The organism is Thermodesulfobium acidiphilum, assembly GCF_003057965.1.
Taxonomy (GTDB): Bacteria; Thermodesulfobiota; Thermodesulfobiia; order Thermodesulfobiales; family Thermodesulfobiaceae; genus Thermodesulfobium; species Thermodesulfobium acidiphilum.
The window spans coordinates 362,737-385,246 of sequence record NZ_CP020921.1; the positions used below are offsets into that span (position 1 = coordinate 362,737).

Sequence of the window (22,510 nt, forward strand, 5' to 3'; positions counted from 1 at the left end):
CTTTATATGTATAAATTGTAATTAGACGATAAAAATAATGAAAGTCAGGAATAAATAGTCCTTATGTAGGGGCAATTACTTATTTTAAGGGCATAAATGATTACAAGAAAAAATTCATGCAGCTAAATATTTTTTAATTTTAAAAATAGATACTTTATTAATCATATAAGCAATATTCTATAATATTCATAAAATATTTTAATTTTACATATTATTTAATTAAGATATAATATAATTATAAACTTTTTATTTTCTATTAATTTTTATTGGGAGGTGTTTATGTGAGCTACCGCAGCGATTTTTCGTTAAAAGAAGCAGATGACGATGCTAACCAAGAACGTCTATCAGCTAATTTTATGTCTTGGTTGGTCAAAAGCATCGCATTGGGTCTGGGTGGTCTATTTGCTTTAAGTATACTCAATTCATCAGATAGCGCAGATGCTGCAGAAAAAAATAATGCTAATTTGCCTACCGGTCCAATTAATAATCACAGATGGATGGGATGGGAAAATCCCGTTCTTGATGACAAAGATGGCTGGAATGATTGGGATAAGTTATTAAATCCCAAAAATTTACCTGTTTGGTATGACAATTTTCACGAAATTGACAAAACTAAACCAAAACACCACTGGGTAATGGTAATTGATACTAGAAAGTGCGTGGGTTGCCAGGCCTGTGTAATTGCTTGTAAGAGTGAGAACAACGTCCCATTAGGGGTGTTCAGGACGGTTGTGCAAGTAATGGAAACTGGTTCAATGGAAAGCTCCCCAAACGGTATGGTTGTTACAGATGATGGAAACTATGAACCTAATGTTAAGAAATTTATGCTCCCTAGGCTTTGCAATCACTGTGATGAACCACCCTGTGTGGAGGTCTGTCCTGTAAAAGCAACTTTTAAGAGGCAAGACGGAATAGTTCTAGTAGACTATGAAAAGTGTATTGGGTGCGGCACTTGTATACAGGCATGTCCATATAATATGAGATTTTTTAATCCTGTTACAAAAACTGCTGATAAGTGTACTTTGTGCGTTCATAGAATTGATGCAGGTCTTGAGCCGGCATGCGTTACCAGCTGCGTGGGCAGGGCAAGAATTTTTGGTGATTTAAACGATCCAAAGAGCGAAGTGTCCAGGCTTATTAGCCAGTACCCTACTGCCAGATTAAAAATGTCTCAGGGGACAGAGCCTCAAGTCTTTTATATTGATCTGAACGGAAATCTTGAGGGTAATACGAGTATGGACAAGGTTTTTATGGAATATACATACACTATAGGTTTTAATACTACAGCTTATAAAAAGCTTGGCGGTGAAGTTGATTTGCCAAAAATTGAAGAGCACAAGAATCCGTTTAAAGAATTCGAAAAATAGGAGGAAGTTATGCTAGGAGGACAATTTTTAGAAACTGCAGTTTGGGGACTGCCAATAGTTATCTACCCATTTTTGTCGGGTTTGATGGCTGGGGCCTTTGTAATTGACTCTCTTGCCCACCTATTTGGGTTTAAACAGTTTGAGCCAGTTGCGAAGTTAGCTGCTACCTCAAGCTTTGCTATGGTTTTGATAGCTGCTCTTGCCCCATTGGTAGATAGTTTGCAACCAGCAAAAGCGCCATTGGAACTTTATTTTAGAGATCACTTTCCATATTCTCCACTGAGTGTGTTTATAATAATATGGACACTGTATGTAATATTAATGTTTTTTGAAATGTACTTTGACTATAGGGTCGAAAATATTGAGAAATCCAAGCTAAGCGGTATTAGGGGGTCTATAGCAAGGTTTTTGACTTTTGGCAACAATAATATTTCAAAAGAATCTCTGTTAAAAGACAGAAAGGCTCTTTTTATAATCTCTGTAATAGGCGTTCCTCTCGCATTCGCTTTTCACGGATACATTGGTTTTGTATTTGGCGCTATAAAAGCCAGGGCTTTGTGGACAAGTTCTGTTATGATGCTTATGTTTATAACCTCTGCCATTGTCTCAGGCGCAGCTCTTGTTACCTTGCTTTATGTCATTGGATATTCATATTACTCTAAGAAAAACGTTGTAAATATAGAAACGCTAAATGCCTTGGGAATATTTATGATATTTGCAATTGCATTTGATTTGTTTTTAGATTTTATTGATAAACTTTATTCATTTAGGGCATACACCGAAGCAGACGTATTCCACGGTTGGACTTTGGTTTATAATGCAGGTGGTGTTTTGTTCTTTAATTACTTTGTCGTTCAAATACTTCTTGGTCTAATAATACCGCTTATCTTGTTGATATTTAAACCCGTAAGGACGTCTAAGCTTATGATGGTAATAATCTCAATATTTGTTCAGGTAGGAGTTTTCGCAATGAGGTTCAATACAGTCATAGGCGGACAGCTACTGCCGAAGATTTCTCAAGGTACCATTATTCCTGAATTTCCATGGCTTGGTTTTGATGGAATATTATCTTCAATTGGCTTGATTTGTTTGTCAATAGTAATATTTTTTATCCTTGGATGGCTGTTTGGTTGGGAAGATTCGAATAAGAATGGCTTTGAAAATCAAACAAATTCAGTAGACAATTAAAGGTGGTTTAATATGAACATGAATAGAAGAGATTTCTTAAAGTATTTGACATTTGGAGTTTGTGCTGCTGGAGTCGGTGTGGGAGCGAGTCAGCAAGATCTGCCTAGATATTTTGGGTATGATGGTAAGCTGATTTATCCGGGTCGAGTAGAGAATTGGCCAGGAGTTGAGGTAAAGTTCTCAACATGTAAACAGTGTCACAGCGATTGTGCTCTGATGGCAAGAGTGTATAAGGGTACAATATTAAAGTTAGACGGTAGCCCTTATGACATTCACGATACAGAACCTCAAATTAAATACTCTGATTCACCAAAAGAGGCTATTATGTATGTGGGTTCTACCTTTGACACATCTAAACCTTATGCAAACGGCTCGCACTCGCTGTGTGCAAGAGGACAGGCTGGCAGGCAGACTGTTTACGATCCTTATAGGATATACAAACCATTGAAAAGAGTTGGACCAAGGGGTTCAAAAAAATTTAAAACAATATCTTATGAACAATTGCTTGATGAAATTTACAATGGCGGCTATCTGTTTAAAGATGTCCCAGGTGAAGAGAATAGATTTGTGGAAGGTTTTAAACAGCTCTGGAACGATGGTAAAAATAGATTTGTGCCAGCAAATGAACAATATCCTGATTTTGGTCCAAAAACTAATCAATTTGTGGCCTATTGGGGTAGGGCTGAAGGCGGGCAAAATAACTTCATTACCAGGTTCGCAAATGCCTTTGGGTCTGTAAACGCCCTGCCTCACGTTGCTGTTTGTGAGCTGACGCACCATGTGGCGACCCATTCAGTAGTTCCCTCTAACATGCTAAAGCCTGATCTGCCAAATTGTGAGTTGGTTTTAGTTTTTGGCTCTAATTATTATCAGGCTAACTTTCCGATGCAAACTCTGGCAAGAAGATCTGCTGAGGCCACGTCAAGCGGGAAAAAGGTAGTATATATTGACCCAACAGGAGGTAATCAAATATCACATGCTGATTTTGTGCCTATAAAACCTGGCGGCGACGGTGCTTTTGCAATGGGGATGATTAGATGGATTATAGAAAATAAAAGGTATAACGAAAAATACTTAGAAGTTCCTAATTTTGATGCAGCCACAAAGCAGGGAGAACCAAACTTTTCTAATGCAAGTTATTTGGTCATAGTTGATAAGGGCAATCCAAATTATGGTGCTTTTGTAGACAAGGGTATGGTCATAGATAAACAATCTGGCTCTCCAACTAAGGCATCTGATTGCACGAAAGCTAACTTGTGGCCTACAGGATATTTGTCTCTTGAACCTGTGACGGTAAATGGTGTGCAGTGTATGACGGCTATGCAATATCTATGGCAAGAAGTTTCATCACACAGTTATGATGAATATCAAAAAGAATGCGGCATTTCAAAAGAGACCTTTATAAAACTTGCAGATGAATTTACTTCACATGGAAGAAAGGCTGTTGCTGATATGTATAGGGGTGCAGCAATGCATGCAAATGGCTATTACAATGCAAGGGCTGTCATGCTTCTAAATGTCCTGATAGGGAACATTGACTGGAAGGGAGGCTATATCAATGGCGCTCCTTCAGCAAATTATATGAATGGCCCATACGACCTTACGAAATGGCCGAATTTTGTTGCGCCAAAGGGCGTAAAAATTTCGAGAGAGGGCAGCTTTTACGAGAAAACGAGTGAATACAAGAAGAGGTCTGAAAATGGCGGCAATCCCTTTCCTGCTGAAAGACCATGGTTTCCATTCGGATTTGGGATATGGCATGAGATATGGGGTGGAACTTATTTCCAGTATCCATACCCTGTAAAGATACTCTTTCAGCACATGGCAAACCCTGCATGGGCACAGCCAGGTATGGGCGGAGCTGATGATGAGTCTTTGATGTGGATAAGGATGATAAAAGATTTAAATAAAGTACCATTGTTTATTGCAAGCGATATTGTCATAGCTGAGAGCTCTAGCTATGCCGATTACATAATTCCTGATGCAACGTATTTGGAAACATGGGGTATGCTGCCAGGATTTCCAACATATCCTACTTCAAGAATATCTGTAAGACAGCCTGTAATTGAGCCCATGACAGAGAAGACCAAAGATGGTAAGCCTATTACAATGGAAAACTTCTTAATAGATCTTGCGATAAAAATTGGTTTGCCAGGCTTTGGTAAGAACGCCTTTTTGGACGGTTCTCAGCTGACTATTCGTGAAGAGTATTATTTAAAGATGTTGGTAAACATAGCAATGGATGACAAGACCCTATTAAAGCTTGATGGTAACAAGATTGTAAAACAAGGACCCGTTCCTGATGGGGATGCCTATGATATGAAAAGCGTTGAAGAATATATGAAAAAATATCCAAATGCTTTGAAGGGAAATGAATGGAAAAAGGCTGCTTATGTATTAGCCAGAGGCGGACGCTATGAAGATTATGATGTTGGATATCTGCCATTTGGTGAACCCGAATGGGTAACACACAGGCTGGGCAACAGCAAAAATGTCATTAAACTCTACAACGAAACGGTCGCGCTTACACACAACGCTATTACTGGAGAACGATTCGATGGATGTGTGAGACTTGAGCCGCCAAAGAATATGATGGGACAGCCTATATATGAGATTTACTCAAGGAAAGAATATCCATTTATGCTTTCTACTTACAAGGTTCCTATACATTCAAAGTCGAGGACTATTTCAGATCCGTGGTTGTTAGAGCTGTTGCCTGGAAACTTCCTTGAGATAAGTGAGGTTGACGCAAAAAAATTAAAATTAGATAATGGAGATACCGTAAGACTGATCTCTCCTTCCTACTCAAAGGGTATTGTTTGCAGGGTGAGAATAAAATTTGCACTTAGGCCGGGAGTAGTTACTTATTCTCAAGCTTTTGGAAGATGGCTTTATGGTTCTGGAGAATGGTATATCGACGGTAAAAAATATGTTGGAGATCCGGCAAGAAATGTAGGCATTCATCCAAACCACTTGATGCTCTTAGATCCTTCTATAGCGGCAAAAGATGGATGGACCACGGTACTTCAAAGCGATGTTGCGGGCGGTATGGTTTATTATGATACTCCTGTAAAGATTGAAAAGGTATAAGTAATTGATAAACAACCTCGATGACTTTAACCTTGAAAGAAAAACTATATACAATATTATCTCTGATATTTTTATACTTAATCCTGATAAAGAACTTTGTAACAGACTATCAAGTTTAGAGTTATGGGATTTTCTTGGAGAGTATTTAGAAGATAAAAATACTTCTGAGAAATGTATGAATCACATATTGCTTGCTCTGGGTGACGAAAAAGAAATGTCGAGATTAAATCAGATATTCGAAATGTCTTTTGTGATACCTGTTGCGAATTATTTTATTCCACCCTTTGCAAGCGCTTATATTAGTTATAAGGAATTTCGGGATAATAACGAATTTTACTCATTGCCAGAGGAGCTGAACACTATATATGGTAATTATGGGATAGATTTTTCTAGCATTCATAGAAGCGACCATATTTCTATAATCTGCGCATTTATGTCTATTTTAATTGTCTCAGAAAGTAAGGATAAAAATAGTGCTCTGCTTTATGAAAAAAACTTTTTTAACAGATTTATTTTAAATTGGGCTCATATATTTTTTGAAGAAATATCTCGTAAGTTGGAAGAATCTTTTTATAAACACTTTGCCACATTGTGTAAAAGATTCTTAGAAAAGGAAAAAACTTTTTTTAGCACCCTATCTTAATGTTATAAGTTTTAAGCTGTCTGAGAGAAAAAAGGTTTTGATCTGATTCTTTCAGGCAGCTTTTTATGTTATGTAGTTTTATAGTAGAATTAGTTAATACTAACTTAGGAGATTTTATTGTGAATAAAGTTATTTCTTTATATTTGATCTGCTTATTATTTTTGCTCTTTTCAAGCGATATCTCTTTTGCAAACGAAGCCGCCGTGCATGCTCAAAGCGACATATCGAATAGGTTATCTCTTTATCTGCCTCTTAACAAAATCTTGAATGTATATCCTGTTAACAATAGCGATGGCAATAAGTGCTGGATTGTGGTATCTATCGATGAGAACAATCTTACCGATCTTGATCTTTTTTCTACTGTGGGTGAGGGAATAATATTTAAAAATTTAGATCGCCTTGTTTTAAATTATCAAAATCCAACCTTTAAAGTTTTTCCTCTTGATAACAATAATCCAAGCGCACTATTAGTCTGGGATAGGGAAGGAAGCGGAGCGTTTCTTAACTATAAAATATTTTTGGTAAAGGATGGCAGGCTTGTCGATATAGCAGAAGGAGAATCTTTGTTCCAGGGAAGTATCAAGACTTTTGATGGGGGATATGAACTTACATCCTCTGATAAGAGGTGGTTTTTTGTATGGAACTCAGATAAATTTGAAAAAAATATAGAAGGGGATTTTTTAAGTTATCCTGATAACTTTGTTTCAGATGCCAACTTGCCTGATGGGAATACCCTTTTGGTAACGTATAGGGTTGAAAAAAAAGAGGTATCGTGGCTTTCCAACGATAGGGTTAGCCTAAAGGTTGGTCAGAAACTATTTTTGAGAAGACTTAATCCCTTAGAAGATACTACCTGCAGAATTATATACGGCTATGGCAATATATCCTACCAGGGCAATGGCCTGTTTCTGGCAAAAAAACAGGGAACAGCTACCATCACCCTTGTCCCAGGAGGATATGATTGGAGTAAAGCCAAAACCATAACAGTTACTATATCAGCTTCTTAGCAAGCCAGGCGATGTTGTGAGCCAGATCGATCATGGTCCTTATGCCCTCTTCGTCCTTTTCTACTTCGCCTTTGTTTCTACCAATACCTATGTTCCAGTAGCTTGACCCAACCACGATCATCTGCTCAATTAAAAAAAAGTGATTGACGCTGTCGAATCCGTGTATTGCTCCAGCTCTCCTGTTTACTATTACTGCAGCGCCGATCTTTCTCTTTAAAAGAAAGTCATTGGCTCTGCCTACCATTCCAGCCCTATCTATTAAACATTTTAATTCGGGAGTAATGTCTGCAAAGTAGATAGGGGAGCCAAGCAGAATAATATCAGAGCTGATCATCTTTTCAAAGCACTCGTTGAATATATCATCGTCCACGGCACAACGCTTATCTTTGTTTGCAATACACTTATAACATGCTGTGCAGCCGTGGATCTTTTTCCCGGCCATCTGATAGAGTTCTGTTTGAATTCCATCTTTTTCTAATTCACTTAAGACCTTCTTTAACATTATTGCGGTATTAGAGTCTTTTCTTGCACTTGAGTTGATAGCCAATGCCTTCATAATTATCCCTCCTAAATAAATTATTGAAATCTTTCTTTGACAAGCCAGGCAATGTTGTGAGCCAGATCGATCATAGTCTTTACGCCCTCTTCGTCTACCTCTTCCTCTGAAACGCTTATTGCTTCCGATCCTCTTCCTACTCCTATATTTAAATAATTTGATCCGACAACGATCATTTGTTCTACTAAAAAGAAATGATTAATCGAATCAAGACCATGAATTGCTCCGGCTCTCCTATATCTTACTACCACACCAGCGCCAACTTTTCTTTTTAAGAGATATTTGTTTGCGATTGAGACCATTCCGCATCTTTCCATAAACGCAATAAGCTTTGGAGTGATGTCCACCAGATATACTGGGGAACCAAGAATTATAATATCTGATTCTATCAATTTTTGGATATAATGATTTAGATTGTCATCCTTTATTACGCATTTCTTATCTTTATTCTTAAAGCACTTATAACAAGCAGTGCAGGATTTTATTTCCTCGTCTGCAAGTTCTATGAGCTCTGTTTGTATTTTTTCTCTATCCAGCTCTTCTAAAACTGTCTTTAACATGAAAGCAGTATTCCCACCCTTTTTTGCACTTCCGCTAATAGCTATCGCCTTCATCACTTACTCCTTTCTAAAGGTTCGCAAAATAGTGTATTATTTTATTATAGTTTATTTTAATACAATTAAATTTGGAGGAAATTAATGAACGACATATATCCATCCAAAAAAAAGGATAATGAGCTAAAAGAAGTTGAAGAATACCAATATCAGGATGAATTTAGCAGGCTAAAATTCAAATATATAGTTGTAAACAAATTTGATGGAAGGATAAAACTCTTTTTAATCCAACTTTTAATCCTGTATATTCTACCTTTAGTATTGAGTATGCTTTCAATTATAAAGGGCAACTTTTTAGTTGTTTTTTGGACATGGGCACTTCTGACATCCTTTGTAATTTTTTTGGCTAATAAATATTATAAAGTAAGCAGATTTTTTACTATTACACTCTTTTTAATTTTCTACTTCACAATCTCTCTCTTTTCAATCTTTTATTTGGTATTTAGTTCGTTTTTTTATCTGATAACGAGTTTTATAACCTTGTTTTTTAGATAACTTTAATAGTTGATAGTTTGTAGGCTGTTTAAATTGGTATTTTAAAAGGGTCTAAGTGCTTCCCTGGCTTGAAAGTTTGAGCTTATTTTGATATTCTATCTTTCAAATGTATAGGATTATTTTTTCTCTTATTTTTGTTTTTCTTTTTGTTTCCCTGGGACAAATTTGTGCCTTTGACAAGGATCTTTATGTGGAAAGCTATCCGAGTAATTTTGCAGGTGAGGTTCTAAAAAACAATGACGGCCTTTTTATGCTGGCAAACAACATAAAGTTGGTTACCAAAAAGAACTTTTTGATAAACCCGAAAGAAAAAAGGGTTTATATCTTTGACGTAAAGTTTAATTTGCCTGACAGGAAAAGAATATCTCTTGAATCGGTAAACTTTCCACTAAAAATTATCAATAAAAACTACTACGTAGACCTTCTTTCGCTTTCAAGCCTCTTTGGTTTTGAGATACTGGACAAAAATGATTACTATCTTTTGGAGCAGGGCAAGAAACTTAAAATGCCTTCGAACAAAGAGGTACCAACGGGCCTGGTAGCTTTGGGATTTAGCACGGCAAGGAACTTTTCTGATCTTAAAAAAATTGATTTGAATTCGAATATCAATACCTTATGTTTTACCTGGTTTTCTCTGGAAGACGGTTTTGGAAATTTTAGCAATAATGCTGATATTGGAGTAGTTAATTATCTTCATGAAAAAGGATATAAGGTGTGGGGATTATTTAATAATAAGTTTAATCCTGATTTGACACATAAGCTGTTAGAGAATAAATATAACGTTGAGAATGCAATTAAACAGATTGTAATGTATGCTACTATATATCATTTAGATGGAGTTAATGTTGATTTTGAAAACTTTAGAGAACTTGACAAAAACAACTTTAATTACTTTATAGAAAGGTTGTCTGAAAGGTTAAGGAATATGAACGTTCTTTTATCTGTGGACGTAACTGTCCCTAACGATAACTCGTCCTGGTCCTCGTGTTATGATAGAAAAACAATATCAGAATTTAGTGATTACGTTGTTTTGATGGCATATGATGAGTTTACCAGGGGATCTGAGAGAGCAGGGCCTACAGCATCTATTTCCTGGGTAAAGAAGGGATTAGATGATACGCTAAAAGAAGTGAAACCTGCTAAAGTTTTACTGGGAATACCGTTTTATACCAGAGAATGGATAGAAGACTCATCGGGCAAGATAATAAGCGTTAAAGCGCTTGACAACAAGGACCTGAAAGAATTTATTGAGGCCAACAGCATTAGTCCAGAATTTGACAAAAAATATGGTCTTTATCATATTAGCTTTTACAGGTATAATTTAAGACATGAGATTTGGTTTGACGATACAAAGACCATGTCGAATAAACTTGAGCTTATTAAGAAATATAATCTGGGTGGGTTTGCAATATGGAAACTGGAGTCAGCAGGGATTTCTAGCTGGGCTTCTTTTTCTAGTGCCTTCGGGGACAAATTAATAAATATAGGAGGAATAAGAAATGGAGAATAGCGATCTTGAATATATGGAAAACTTTGAAAGCGACTTTGGTTCGTATGTTGTTGACAATGAGGAAAATGAAGTAAAGATCTGGCTGCTTGATTCTGACAGGGAAGAGGATCCAGATATTAGTATCTTTTACGAATTAGACGACGATAACGAACCATGGGTTACCGAAGTTAGCTTTTCTTTCCTCCCTCAAGTGCTCGACTTTGTAGGAATTTGGCGAGATAGATATTTTGATGAACTGGATACCTATTCTGAGGACGAGTTCGATGAAAGCTATGGAAATCTGATGGTAAACCTTGAAATAATTCAGGAACTCTTGTCCGAACCTTCAGAATGGAGCGACAACTGGTACGAAGAGATTGATGTAGACTAGCTTTGCTCACCCTTTAACGGATTAGTATGCTTTATCTAATATATGTATAATCTTTATGTTATAATTCTTAGTTATGGGAGGAAAAAGATTTCTTAGGATCTTTTTATTGGCTTATAGCCTTGTTTGTGCACTGTGGGGTGTATCCTTTTTTCTTTTGTTCAGCAGACTTGACAGGATCATAGACAACTCATCCTTTCATAGATTTAGATATTTTCTTCATCAACTACCGCCCATAAGCTTGATAATTTTAGCGCTTTGTATAACCATATACCTTCTTGAGAGAATTCGTATACTTTTTTTTGAAAAGGAAACAAGAGACTTTGTAATCAATAAAAAGGATCACAGGTTTTTGAAGATTCTTCACTACTTTTTTATAATTTTTACCTTATTGTTACTATCTTTTGATATATATGACATACTGACCAGCAAACTTGCATGGCACACTATATTTAATATGATTGACTCCCCTTCCATGATACTCCTCTCATTGATAATTAGTTTTCTTGTTCTTAGATGGCTGGAAAATCAAAGCATAAGGGCTATACATAATGAGGCGGCTGGAAATAGTGACATTTTTAGAAATCTAATGCTTGTGAGAAAGGGGCAGGACATTGCAAGAGCATATTTTAACCTGGGAAACATATATTTTGAGAACAAAAATTTCCCTAAAGCACTGCAGTACTTTAAAAAAGCCTGTAAATTTGGGAATAAAGATGCCTGCGATAAGCTAAAGGATTTATCTTGTGAAGAAATCAAAAGAGATTTGAGAAAAGAAAATATCTGATGTTAAGGCACTTCTTTGGCAGCAGGACTGATATGGAGAAAAAAGGCGGGGGATATAGATATATTGGTGGTGTCTGAGAAAATAGATTTCGATGTCAGAAGGAAGATAAAGCTGGATCTGATTTTGGCATTTGGCGATAGGATAAAAAATACTGCTCGTGGCTTTGAATTAGCTCTTGCCGCGTAAGATAGCAACACATTTTATTAAGAAAACATGAACAAAATTTCTAATAAGTTTATAACAGGTTCTCAAAACTCCTCTAATGATAATTGTCTATGCTTATATTAGTTAAAACAATTTCATGAAGAGGAGGATTATACGAATGAATGAAAACGTGAAATTAGAAAGCGAATCTTTAGCCAAAAAGATCTTTAACAAGGTGCCAGAAGTTACTATTTTTTTCTGGATTATTAAGATTTTGTGCACTACAGTAGGCGAGACTGCCGCAGACTTTCTGAACGTTCATATGGGATTTGGACTTACAAAGACCAGCATCGTAATGAGCGCTTTGCTTTTAGTTTTCCTGTATTTTCAGTTCAGGGCAAGAGAATACGTGCCAAAAATATATTGGATGGTAGTAGTCTTAATAAGCGTGGTGGGCACGCTGATAACAGATAACCTGAGCGACAAGTTAGGTGTTCCTTTACAGTTATCTACCGCTGTTTTTACGGTTGCGCTTATTCTAACATTTTTAGTGTGGTACTATAAGGAAAGGACCCTGTCTATTCATAGCATATTTACTCCAAGGCGTGAGGCTTTTTATTGGCTGGCAATTCTTTTTACATTTTCGCTGGGAACTGCTGCTGGAGATTTGATAGCTGAGACTCTTAAGCTGGGTTATTTTCCATCTGCCGTGATGTTTGGCTCATTGATTGCAATTATTACGCTGTTATATTATAAATTTAATCTGAATTCAGTGCTTGCATTCTGGCTGGCATATATATTGACCAGACCACTTGGTGCGACTATAGGGGATCTTATGTCTCAACCTAAAAACATTGGAGGGCTTGGACTGGGTACAGTAATGACGAGCGCAATATTTTTAACGCTTATCTTGATGCTGGTTATTTATTTGACAAAGACGAGAATTGACGAGGAAGCTGTTCCAGTAGAAGAAGTCTCTTACGAAGAGTTTGTTGCTGCCGAAAGGGCTGCAGAAAGAGAAGAAATATAACAACACCTGGTTTCAGGTTTTATATAAAAGAAGTGACCAGTTAATTGCTGGCCACTTCTCATTTTTAGTGTATAAAGTAATCAAAGAGCATCTTCAGACAGGACAAATTTTTTTAAAATTAATGTATAGAATTCTTCTATATCTTTCAAATTATGCTGAAGGATTGATTTCAAGATGTTTATATCAAGCGAGGCATAATCGTGAATGGCTATGTTCCTGAACCCAACCATAGCTTGCATCCTTTTCATCAAGTCGGCGTCAATTATTCCTGCTTCATTTAGAATCTTGAAATTTTCTTTTATTGTAGTAGCAAGTCCAAGACCTTGAGAGGCTATTATGTGGGCGGCAATATCGATTGTAGACTCTATGGCTCTCTGTAGATTCAATACGAATATATCCTGTTTGTCGATATCATCAAGGCTATTTGGATCATTGTTCGTGATGGCGATGATTCTTTTTAAACATCTTTGTATGTTTGCAACCTTTGCGAGAACTATATCAGTCTCTAACATAAATTCTGCCTTTAAGTATATTTTGTTCTTGGGGCCTTCTTATTATTTTCAAGTCATCATATTCTTTGATCGTTCTGAGAAAAAATTCATTGTAAACGCTATCGTTTACCTTCTTTAATAAGCGACCCCTTTTTAATACCTGCATTTTTATTATTGGCGATGCAGAATTTAAGATAACTATGTCAGTATCCCTATCTGTAATTTCAGTTATGCCGCTCTTGATCTTATTTAGAGATTTGAAATCAGGCATATTACTAAAAAGGATTGCAAAGTCTGCGTCGCTTTCATCTGTGAGTCTATTTTCGATAAAAGAGCCAAAGATAAATGCCAGCAAAACTTCGTCAATTTTGCTGAGAAATTCTTCTATTTTCACAATCGACTCTTCAATATCCATCAGAATTTATTTTAGCACAGTAAACTAAAGGATTTTTGAAATATCTCAACGTTATATATTTTCTCATTTTTAGTGTACAAAGTAATCAAAGAGCATCTTGGCAGCTACCATATATAACACTACTCCTATTAGAACCTTTACGCTCTTGTTGCTGAGCTTGTATTTCATAAGATAAGATCCAAAGAGAGCTCCCATGATGGCTGCTATAATAGTGCTGAAAAGTAACTTTATGTCAAGGCCTCCTATGGCTAGCTTTCCTAAAAATCCTCCAAAGGATGAGAAAAGGACTATAAAAGATGTAGTAGCAGCTGCAAACCTTGCTGGTACACCTATAAATATGAGTATAGGGATTATCATATTTCCTCCGCCAATGCCAAGAAGCCCGGCTACAAACCCTGCAAAAGCGCCAATTGGCGTGGCAATAGTGAGCATCTGTTTTTTATTTATTTGAAAATTTTCGCTTGAATTGCTCTTTTTCTGCTTGTAAAATATCATCATTGACGCAGCAAATATCAAAAATAGAGCAAAGAGAAGTAATAAGGTCTCTCTTGGAACAAATTTACTACAATATGCGCCTATTGGCGAGGTTATAAGGACAGCTATTATTATTGGAAAGGCCAATTTGTATTTTATCAAGCCAATTCTTGAGTATGAATAGGAGGCAAACGCCATAGCAACTACGTTTAACAAGAGGGCAGTGCTCATAGACTGGTGAAGGTCGAAGCCCATTGCATAAAACGCAGGTATAAGAATGAATGCTGCTCCAGCTCCAGTGATAACCATAATTGATTTTGCCACAAAGGTTACAAGTGCAGCTAATAAATATATCATTATTTTCTCCTTAGAAAAAGTTTAAGTTTAGAATAGCAGCCGCAAATTTTACGGCTGCATTTATTTTTTTATTTCTGAGTCAACTTTTCAGAACAGGGTATGCAGACCTGTTTTCCATCGATAAACTTTAGCCTGTCAATGAATACCGCTTCACCACAAACGTCGCAAAAATCTACATCCATTACTCCTGGAGTCTTTTTGAAATCATAGTTAAAAACAGGACTTATATCGAGAAAATCTTCTTCTTTAAGGTTTAATACCCTTTCTATCAATGGATCTACTATCTCTGGGGCAACGTCTTGAGGCGCTATTCCCTTTTTCCTCTCAGCTATGAAAGGCGACTCGAGCATCTTTTCAAAGAATTTTGGTTTTAGAGATACCCTTACTGCCTTCTTGTTCTTTACGTCGATGAGGGTAAAAGCCATCTTGCCATAATATAGCTTCTTTATATTGCTCTTACCATAGGTGCAACCCGTGACGGTCATAAGCCCATCTACAAAACAACCTGCTGCGTGATTGTCTGCTGTTTCTGCCAGGAGCATTAACTCTTTGTCCTTAGCCCTCTCTACTCCAAGGGTGTTCATTGCAGCGCAGGCAGCCTTCAGGCCCAATGGCATTGCCGGACATTTGTGACCGTGAAATTTCAATCCTAAATCAAAGAAATCTTTTGCTTCAAACATTTTATTTCCTCCTTAAAGCTCTTTAATTTAATAATTATATTATAAATTACTAATTTACTAATGTAAAGTAGTAAACTGAAATCTGTTTTTACTATTAGCGTGTTAGAGTTTAAGGTGAACCTATAGCTGTATTAAACCACAATACCACATCGGCATATATATTGTCGGAAAAAGATTATGAAGCTTTGATTGACAGTTTAAAAGATTATCAATTAGGGATGATCATTAATTATGAAGATGGATAGAAATTTCATTATTAATACTTTAAAATCAAATAAGGGCTATATTAAAAGCACTTTTCATATTAAAGATATGGCATTATTTGGTTCTTATAAAACCTTCTTTTTAACCTCATCTTAATTTTCTATGATAAAATTAATATTCGTTGAATTTTCCTAACTAAGGAGATATCTTGATCAAGAAAATTATTGAAATATATCGCTATCGAGAGATGCTGAGAAATCTCGTGTCCAAAGAGTTGCAGATAAGGTACAAAAATTCTGTTTTGGGGTTCTTCTGGACATTCCTGAATCCTCTCTTGATGCTTGTTGTTTATACATTTGTTTTTTCTACTATTATGAAGTCTGATATAAAGGACTTTAGCATATTTTTGTTTATTGGGCTTCTTGCCTGGAACTACATTGCTGGTTCAGTGATTCAGGGGACTGGGTGCCTGGTGGTAAACTCATCTTTACTAAAAAAGGTCTATTTTCCAAGAGAGGTAATTCCTCTTTCCATAGTGTTTGCGAATATGATCAACTATATTTTGAGCATGATAATACTTTTGGTGGCTCTGTTGATTTCAGGAATAGGCATTCATCACGATATATTGTTCTACCCTGTAATACTCCTTGTTCAGACAATATTTCTAATCCCTCTTGTGCTTATCCTTAGCGTAGTAAACGTATATTTTAGGGATCTGGAGCACACAGTAAACGTCCTTATAAACCTGTGGTTTTTTTCTACGCCAATAGTATATCCAATAAGCATAGTTCCTGAACACCTGAGGATATTTTTCTACCTGAACCCTGCTACGCATATAGTAGAGGCATATCTTGCGATAATGTATTACAGGACACCTCCCAATCTTTTAGCGCTTTTCTGGATGTTTGTGGGAAGCATTATATTTTTCTGGATTGGTTTTCTTATCTTCGACCGCTTACAGAGAAGAGTGGCTGAGGAGGTATAGATGGCAGAAATTGCAGTAGAAATTAAAGGACTTTATAAAGAATTCAGGGTGTACCACGACAGGGCTATGTCTATGAAGGAAAGAATAGTCAACTGGGGCAGACATAAATACGAGAAATTCTGGGCTCTGAAGAATATAAACCTTGAGGTAAAAAAGGGAGAGTCTCTGGGGATTGTAGGCAGAAATGGCTCTGGAAAGAGCACGCTCTTAAAGGTAATAAGCGGAATATACTATCCCACAAAGGGAGAGGTAAGGGTAAACGGAAAGCTGACCACGCTTTTGGAACTGGGCGCTGGATTTCACCCTGACTTTACGGGTAGAGAAAACATATATTTTAATGCATCTATATTTGGCCTTACCAGAAAAGAGATAAACGCAAAGTTAGATGAGATTATAGCCTTTTCTGAGCTGGGAGAATTTATAGACAATCCTGTGAGAAATTACTCATCTGGCATGTATATGAGACTGGCCTTTTCTGTGGCAATTCACATAGAACCAGAAATACTCTTGCTTGACGAAGTGCTTGCTGTGGGAGACAGCGCATTTCAGGAAAAGTGTATGTCGAAGATAGAGTCATTCAGGGAAAAGGGGGTTACTATGATCTTCGTCTCACATGCATCTTTGCAGGTAGAAAAGCTCTGCGACAGGGCGGTGTGGCTAAAAGACGGGGAGATAGAGAAGTACGACGATGCAAAGAGCGTTGTCAGGGCTTATGAGAGGTGGATGGACACAAGGTAGAAAGATAATATAAAATACTTTAAAGGTTTGTATGTACTGATATATGAGCTAAAATGTCTAATCTAATAATTTAAATTTAAAAAAAGAGGGTATTTTTCTGATAGATATACTTATGTCAACGTATAATGGAGAAAGCTATATAAGAGAGCAGATAGACTCTATCTTAAGTCAGACATACAAGGATTGGCGACTTCTGATACGAGATGACGGATCTAGTGATAAAACGCTTGAGATAGTATATGATTACTCCAAAAAATTTGACAAAATATATCCTATTAAAGATAACAGAAAACATCTTGGCCCTCAAATGAGCTATTTTGAACTGCTAAATCACTCTAGTGCTGATTATATTATGTTCTGCGATCAGGATGATGTTTGGCTACCTTACAAGATAGAAGCGACTTTGGGAAAAATGAGAGAACTGGAAAAGATTTACCACGAAAAGCCATTGTTGATTCATTCAGACCTAAAGGTTGTGGATGAAAACCTAAAAGTAATATCTGATTCATTTTGGAACTATCAAAAGCTAAATCCTGATTTGAAAGTTTTGAATAGCCTTCTAATCCAGAACAACGTTACAGGCTGCAGTGTTATGATAAATAGAAAATTGAGGGATTTATTAAAATCATTTCCACATAACGCAATAATGCACGATTGGTGGATTGCACTGGTGTCATCGGCATTTGGAACTATCGGCCACATAGATGAGCCACTTGTTCTGTATAGACAGCACGGCAGTAATGATACGGGTGCAAAGAAGTACTCTATTAAATATTTTTTAGGTAGGGCTATGAAATTCAGAGATTCTATAGAGTCTAATAAAAAAATTATTGACCAGGGTAGAGATTTTTATTCTATTTATAGCAATGTCCTTACGAAAGAGCAAAAAGAGGTTGTTTATAATTTCATTACGCTTTTTGAAACAGGAAGGCTCAGGAGGGCTTATAGGATATTTAAGTATAGATTTTTCAAATATGGCTTTTTAAGAAATTGTGGCTTTGTCTGTGTGATGCTAATTTCAAATAAAAGAGGTGTAAAGACAGAAATTAAAAGATAATATCAAATATAAAATTATTTCTATGGTGATGGGATATGGCATTTAAATTTATAGAAACAGTAATTCCAGAAGTAATAATGGTTAAGCCAAAGGTGTTTGAAGACGAAAGAGGCTTTTTCTTAGAGAGTTATAAAAAATCAGATTTTATAAAAGCTGGAATATATAAAGAGTTTATCCAGGATAATCATTCCAGATCAGTTAAGGGAGTCTTAAGGGGCCTTCACTACCAACTAAACCCGAAAGCTCAAGGAAAGTTGATAAGGTGTATAAAGGGCAAGATATTCGACGTGGCAGTGGATATAAGGGAAAATAGTCCCACATTTCTAAAATATGTAGCAGCAGAGCTTTCAGAAGAAAATAAATTTATGTTATGGATACCTGAGGGATTTGCACATGGGTTTCTTACCTTATCAGATGAGGCAGAAATCATTTACAAGGTGTCTGGCAACTCATATTCTCCAGAACATGACAGATCAATTCTCTGGAATGACCCTGAGATTGGAATAAATTGGCCATTAGAAGGTGAACCAATTCTGTCAAAAAAGGACAGAGAAGCGCCGCTTTTGCGCTATGCAGAGATTAATTTTGTATATGATGGAAGATAGTGAGAAATTCAGTGTCAAATTTTAATTTTTACAAGGATAATTTTAAGCTTAAACCAGGTTTTAAGTTAGGAATATATTTTTTGTATATTAAAATTATTTAAATTCAATTTTAATCAGGAGGCAAACATTGAATCTCGGTAACGCAAAAGAAAACAGACTATTTGTGATAAATAATGAGAAAAGATATTTTGCGACCGCAGATGATATACACCCAGAGATAGAAAATAATTCGCTTTCGTATATTGTCAAAGCTATAACGGATAATTCTACAGTGCTTGATGTTGGCTGTTCGTATGGTTACTTAGGCGAATGGCTAACAAAGAATAAAAACTGTCAAGTATATGGAATAGATATAGATGAAGAAGCTTTAGGGTATGTGAAAGAAAGAGGATACTACAAAGATGTATTTCATTTAGACCTTGATTACCCCCAAAATACAAAAGATGAATTTGAGAGATTTGCAAAACTACAAAATATTTTTGATTTTGCAATATGTGCAGATGTTTTAGAGCACCTAAAGAATCCTACAAATGCATTGGATTTTATTTCTTCAAAGCTTAAATTAGGCGGACAGGTTTTAATTAGCATACCTAATATTGCACATATGGATATAATCCTAAACTTATTAGAAAGTAAATTTAATTATTCTGAGTTTGGCATATTAGACAATACTCATTTAAGATTTTTTACGAAAAAGTCATTTGCTGAATGGATAAAAAACGCCAATGAATTTTACAAAGACAAGGGGTTTAAATTTGATGCTAAATATCTGGGCGCTACTACGTATGTTTCAGAATTTTTGGTAGATGTCAAAAATAATCATGCTGAATTATATAGTAAAATATTGGGGATTAATAATGAGCTTGAAATATTGCAGCATATTTTTGTACTAACTAAGGTTAATAGTTTTGCAAATACTTATAACTTAGATGAAATAATAAACACAGTAAACTACCCCAATGCTTTTTCAATTATTGCTTCAAGCATATCCTCTTTAGAAAATGAATTAACATTCAAAGATTCACATATTCAAGAACTAAACTCCAAAGTAGCCTCATTAGAGAACGAATTAGAATCAAGAGAGGTTGAAATCAAAAATCTAAATAACGAGCTTACAAACAAAGATTCATATATTCAAGAACTAAACTCCAAAGTAGACTCTTTAGAAAACGAATTAATTTCTGTTTTGCAAAGCAGAAGTTGGCGCTATACAAGGCCGATAAGAAAACTCTTACATAAATTGAAACTGAACAAAAAATAAAGGGGATAGAGGATATGTTTAAAATTGCCAGATTACTTAGTTTCTTTAGAAAAAGATATGTCATAAAGAAGAGTAGATTATTTGATGAAATATATTATTTAAAGTCATATCCAGATGTAAGAGCTGCTGATGTAGATCCAATAAAACACTATATATTATTCGGTGCAAAGGAAAGAAGAAATCCCAGTCCATATTTTCAGACTGCTTTTTATTTAGATAAATATCCAGATGTAGCCCAAAGCGGTATAAATCCACTCTTGCATTATATTTTATTTGGTGCAAAAGAAGGAAGATGGCCAAATCCTGAGTTTGACTCAGGATATTACTTGTTAGCAAACCCAGATGTTAAAAAGGCAGGATTAAATCCACTTCTACACTATATATTATTTGGACAACATGAAGGCAGAAAAGCAAAAGGCAACAGTGAAGTGAGATTATTAACAATTCAAAATGAGCCTACAAAACTTATAAAACTATTGAGATTAATTAATAAAACGCATATCAAAAAGAGCATTGATTACATAAGAATGTATGGATTAAAAGCGTTTTTTAGAAAAGTTAAGATGAAATTGGTTAGTGATAAAAGAATACAATTTTTAGATGATATGGACCATGATATTCTTTATCAATGTTGGATAACTCAGAATGAGCCATCGGTAGAGGAATTGCTTGCCCAAAGAACTACAAAATTTAACTACGAACCCAAAATAAGTATTATTGTACCTGTTTGGACTACACCAAAGCAATTTCTAATTGATATGATAGAGTCAGTATTGAACCAAACGTATTCAAATTGGGAACTATGTATTGCAGATGGTGCAAGCAAAGAAGCCTATGTAAAAGATGTGTTAGAAGAATATATCAAAAAAGACGATAGAATTAAAGTAAAATATCTTTCTGAAAATAAAGGAATTGTTGGGAATTCAAATGAAGCTTTAAGCATATCAACAGGTGATTATGTTGCTTTGTTAGATCATGATGACACATTAGCTCCATTTGCATTATTTGAAGTAGTAAAGGCAATAAATGAAAACGAAAATGCAGATTTTATATATTCTGATGAAGATAAAATCTCAGAAGATGGTACTAAAAGATTTAATCCACATTTTAAGCCAGATTGGAGTCCTGATACACTTAGAAGCTACAACTACATAGCGCATTTATCAGTAATAAAGAAAGAGCTTTTAAATGAAGTTGGTTGGTTTAGAGAAGGATATGACGGCTCTCAAGATTACGATCTGATACTTAGGTGTACAGAAAAAGCAAAGAAAATAGTACATATCCCTAAGATTTTATATCATTGGAGAATATCCCAAAATTCAACTGCTCAAAATCCGAATAGCAAATTATATGCATTTGAATCTGCTAAAAAACTTTTAAAAGATCATTTGGATAGAATTAGATTAAAGGGAAAAGTAAGGGACGGCTTGTTTCTTGGATCTTATAAAATAGACTACGATATAACTCGCAACTATAAGATTTCAATAATAATTCCAAACAAAGATCACAAAGAAGACCTTGAAAGATGTATTAACTCTATCTTGAGTAAGTCTACATATAAAAATTACGAGATTATAATAGTTGAAAATAGCAGTACCCAAGAGAAGACTTTTAAATATTATGAATACCTACAAAATAAATACAACAACATTTTCATATTGGAGTGGAAAGATGCATTTAATTATTCAGCTGTCAACAATTTTGCAGCTAAGTATGCTAAAGGTGATATATTACTTTTTTTAAATAACGATACTGAGGTTATAAATAAAAATTGGTTAGAAGAAATGATTCAATATGTTCAAAGAAAAGATGTAGGTGCTGTTGGTGCAAAATTATACTATCCTGATGATACGATTCAACATGCCGGCGTCATCATAGGGATGCTTGGAATTGCGGGACATTCTCACAGGTATTTCCCTAAAAATTCTTTTGGATATTTTGGGAAGTTAGGAATTGTACAAAACTTATCAGCAGTAACTGGTGCATGTTTAATGATGCGTAAAGACGTTTTTAATGAAGTTGGAGGATTTGATGAGGAATATCCTTTAGTATTTAATGATGTAGATATTTGTTTAAAGGTAAGAGGAAAGGGATATTTAGTAGTATGGACACCTTATGCAGAACTTTATCATCATGAATCAAAAACCCGTGGATTTGAAGATACTCCAGAGAAGCAAGAAAGATTTAAGAAAGAAATAGAATTATTTAAGAAGAAATGGGGGTATATTCTTGAAAATTGCGATCCATATTACAATCCAAATTTAACTTTAGAAAGAGAGGATTTTTCATACTCAAGAAAACCGGATGTATAAGTATTTTAAAAAACTTAATGAAAAAATTTAGACAATTTGATGGTTTTAAGAAGATGCTTTTTTGCTTTAAGTTATAATGATTTTATTGTTGATAAAAAGGTAAAGGCTCTTATGAGTAAGCTATAAATAACAG

The 22,510-nt window shown here is 35.4% G+C and carries 23 protein-coding genes; 17 read left to right on the forward strand and 6 right to left on the reverse strand.

Annotation, left to right across the window (positions count from 1 at the left end):
• Positions 1-281: 281 nt before the first annotated feature.
• The 5 genes from dsrO (at position 282) to TDSAC_RS01830 (ending at position 7,295) form a co-directional block, all read left to right on the forward strand.
• Complete coding sequence (gene dsrO, locus TDSAC_RS01810; RefSeq protein WP_234405751.1) at positions 282-1,367, forward strand: sulfate reduction electron transfer complex DsrMKJOP subunit DsrO; 1,086 nt, start codon at positions 282-284, stop codon at positions 1,365-1,367.
• A 9-nt stretch (positions 1,368-1,376) separates the two neighbouring features.
• On the forward strand, positions 1,377-2,555 hold the full coding sequence (gene nrfD / locus TDSAC_RS01815) for an NrfD/PsrC family molybdoenzyme membrane anchor subunit (RefSeq protein WP_108308457.1): 1,179 nt from the start codon (positions 1,377-1,379) through the stop codon (positions 2,553-2,555).
• Between the two features lie 12 nt (positions 2,556-2,567).
• Positions 2,568-5,645, forward strand: coding sequence for a molybdopterin-dependent oxidoreductase (locus TDSAC_RS01820; RefSeq protein ID WP_108308459.1), 3,078 nt, complete (start codon positions 2,568-2,570; stop codon positions 5,643-5,645).
• A 4-nt stretch (positions 5,646-5,649) separates the two neighbouring features.
• A complete protein-coding gene (locus TDSAC_RS01825; protein WP_108308461.1) occupies positions 5,650-6,288 on the forward strand; it encodes a TorD/DmsD family molecular chaperone in 639 nt (212 codons plus the stop codon).
• 119 nt (positions 6,289-6,407) lie between these two features.
• The gene (locus tag TDSAC_RS01830) at positions 6,408-7,295 is read left to right on the forward strand and encodes a hypothetical protein (protein ID WP_108308463.1); all 888 of its coding nucleotides are present in this window, start codon (positions 6,408-6,410) and stop codon (positions 7,293-7,295) included.
• Here the strand turns inward: TDSAC_RS01830 and TDSAC_RS01835 are convergent.
• The gene (locus TDSAC_RS01835) at positions 7,279-7,851 is read right to left on the reverse strand and encodes a flavodoxin family protein (RefSeq protein ID WP_108308466.1); all 573 of its coding nucleotides are present in this window, start codon (positions 7,849-7,851) and stop codon (positions 7,279-7,281) included. The two genes, TDSAC_RS01830 and TDSAC_RS01835, sit on opposite strands and share 17 nt — an antisense overlap.
• A 20-nt stretch (positions 7,852-7,871) precedes the next feature.
• Positions 7,872-8,465 (reverse strand): flavodoxin family protein, encoded by a 594-nt coding sequence (locus TDSAC_RS01840; protein ID WP_108308468.1) that lies wholly within the window; start codon positions 8,463-8,465, stop codon positions 7,872-7,874.
• Between the two features lie 84 nt (positions 8,466-8,549).
• On the opposite strand from TDSAC_RS01840, the gene TDSAC_RS01845 reads away from it, so the two are divergent.
• From TDSAC_RS01845 to TDSAC_RS01865, 6 genes are all read left to right on the forward strand, one after another.
• Positions 8,550-8,960 carry a hypothetical protein gene (locus TDSAC_RS01845; RefSeq protein WP_108308471.1) on the forward strand — a complete coding sequence of 137 codons (411 nt, stop codon included), beginning with the start codon at positions 8,550-8,552 and terminating at the stop codon, positions 8,958-8,960.
• Between the two features lie 190 nt (positions 8,961-9,150).
• Entirely contained in the window at positions 9,151-10,470 is a 1,320-nt protein-coding gene (locus TDSAC_RS01850; RefSeq protein ID WP_199919854.1) for a glycosyl hydrolase family 18 protein, read from the forward strand.
• On the forward strand, positions 10,460-10,840 hold the full coding sequence (locus TDSAC_RS01855; protein WP_108308476.1) for a hypothetical protein: 381 nt from the start codon (positions 10,460-10,462) through the stop codon (positions 10,838-10,840). Before TDSAC_RS01850 ends, TDSAC_RS01855 begins: the two co-directional genes overlap by 11 nt.
• A 106-nt stretch (positions 10,841-10,946) precedes the next feature.
• Positions 10,947-11,624 (forward strand): tetratricopeptide repeat protein, encoded by a 678-nt coding sequence (locus tag TDSAC_RS01860; protein WP_199919855.1) that lies wholly within the window; start codon positions 10,947-10,949, stop codon positions 11,622-11,624.
• 15 nt (positions 11,625-11,639) lie between these two features.
• Entirely contained in the window at positions 11,640-11,810 is a 171-nt protein-coding gene (locus TDSAC_RS09010) for a hypothetical protein (protein WP_199919856.1), read from the forward strand.
• A 136-nt stretch (positions 11,811-11,946) separates the two neighbouring features.
• Entirely contained in the window at positions 11,947-12,798 is an 852-nt protein-coding gene (locus tag TDSAC_RS01865; RefSeq protein ID WP_108308481.1) for a COG4705 family protein, read from the forward strand.
• A gap of 80 nt (positions 12,799-12,878) precedes the next feature.
• Here TDSAC_RS01865 and hepT read toward each other — a convergent pair whose 3' ends face one another.
• The 4 genes from hepT to TDSAC_RS01885 form a co-directional block, all read right to left on the reverse strand.
• On the reverse strand, positions 12,879-13,310 hold the full coding sequence (gene hepT, locus TDSAC_RS01870; RefSeq protein ID WP_108308483.1) for a type VII toxin-antitoxin system HepT family RNase toxin: 432 nt from the start codon (positions 13,308-13,310) through the stop codon (positions 12,879-12,881).
• Positions 13,297-13,683 carry a type VII toxin-antitoxin system MntA family adenylyltransferase antitoxin gene (mntA, locus tag TDSAC_RS01875; RefSeq protein WP_199919857.1) on the reverse strand — a complete coding sequence of 129 codons (387 nt, stop codon included), beginning with the start codon at positions 13,681-13,683 and terminating at the stop codon, positions 13,297-13,299. The genes hepT and mntA overlap by 14 nt, the downstream gene beginning before the upstream one ends.
• Positions 13,684-13,773: 90 nt before the next feature.
• Positions 13,774-14,535: a sulfite exporter TauE/SafE family protein gene (locus TDSAC_RS01880; protein ID WP_108308488.1), complete on the reverse strand. Its 762-nt coding sequence runs from the start codon at positions 14,533-14,535 to the stop codon at positions 13,774-13,776.
• Positions 14,536-14,603: 68 nt separating this feature from the next.
• Complete coding sequence (locus TDSAC_RS01885; protein WP_108308493.1) at positions 14,604-15,215, reverse strand: FmdE family protein; 612 nt, start codon at positions 15,213-15,215, stop codon at positions 14,604-14,606.
• Positions 15,216-15,627: 412 nt separating this feature from the next.
• On the opposite strand from TDSAC_RS01885, the gene TDSAC_RS01890 reads away from it, so the two are divergent.
• The 6 genes from TDSAC_RS01890 to TDSAC_RS01915 all read left to right on the forward strand — a co-directional run bounded on the left by TDSAC_RS01890 (position 15,628) and on the right by TDSAC_RS01915 (position 22,377).
• Positions 15,628-16,404: an ABC transporter permease gene (locus tag TDSAC_RS01890; RefSeq protein WP_108308495.1), complete on the forward strand. Its 777-nt coding sequence runs from the start codon at positions 15,628-15,630 to the stop codon at positions 16,402-16,404.
• A gap of 48 nt (positions 16,405-16,452) precedes the next feature.
• Positions 16,453-17,142, forward strand: coding sequence for an ABC transporter ATP-binding protein (locus TDSAC_RS01895; RefSeq protein WP_234405752.1), 690 nt, complete (start codon positions 16,453-16,455; stop codon positions 17,140-17,142).
• 112 nt (positions 17,143-17,254) lie between these two features.
• Positions 17,255-18,199: a glycosyltransferase family 2 protein gene (locus TDSAC_RS01900; RefSeq protein ID WP_108308500.1), complete on the forward strand. Its 945-nt coding sequence runs from the start codon at positions 17,255-17,257 to the stop codon at positions 18,197-18,199.
• A gap of 35 nt (positions 18,200-18,234) precedes the next feature.
• The gene (gene rfbC, locus TDSAC_RS01905; RefSeq protein WP_108308502.1) at positions 18,235-18,804 is read left to right on the forward strand and encodes a dTDP-4-dehydrorhamnose 3,5-epimerase; all 570 of its coding nucleotides are present in this window, start codon (positions 18,235-18,237) and stop codon (positions 18,802-18,804) included.
• A 127-nt stretch (positions 18,805-18,931) separates the two neighbouring features.
• A complete protein-coding gene (locus tag TDSAC_RS01910) occupies positions 18,932-20,065 on the forward strand; it encodes a class I SAM-dependent methyltransferase (RefSeq protein ID WP_199919858.1) in 1,134 nt (377 codons plus the stop codon).
• Positions 20,066-20,079: 14 nt separating this feature from the next.
• Positions 20,080-22,377: a glycosyltransferase family 2 protein gene (locus TDSAC_RS01915; protein ID WP_108308507.1), complete on the forward strand. Its 2,298-nt coding sequence runs from the start codon at positions 20,080-20,082 to the stop codon at positions 22,375-22,377.
• Positions 22,378-22,510 lie beyond the last annotated feature (133 nt).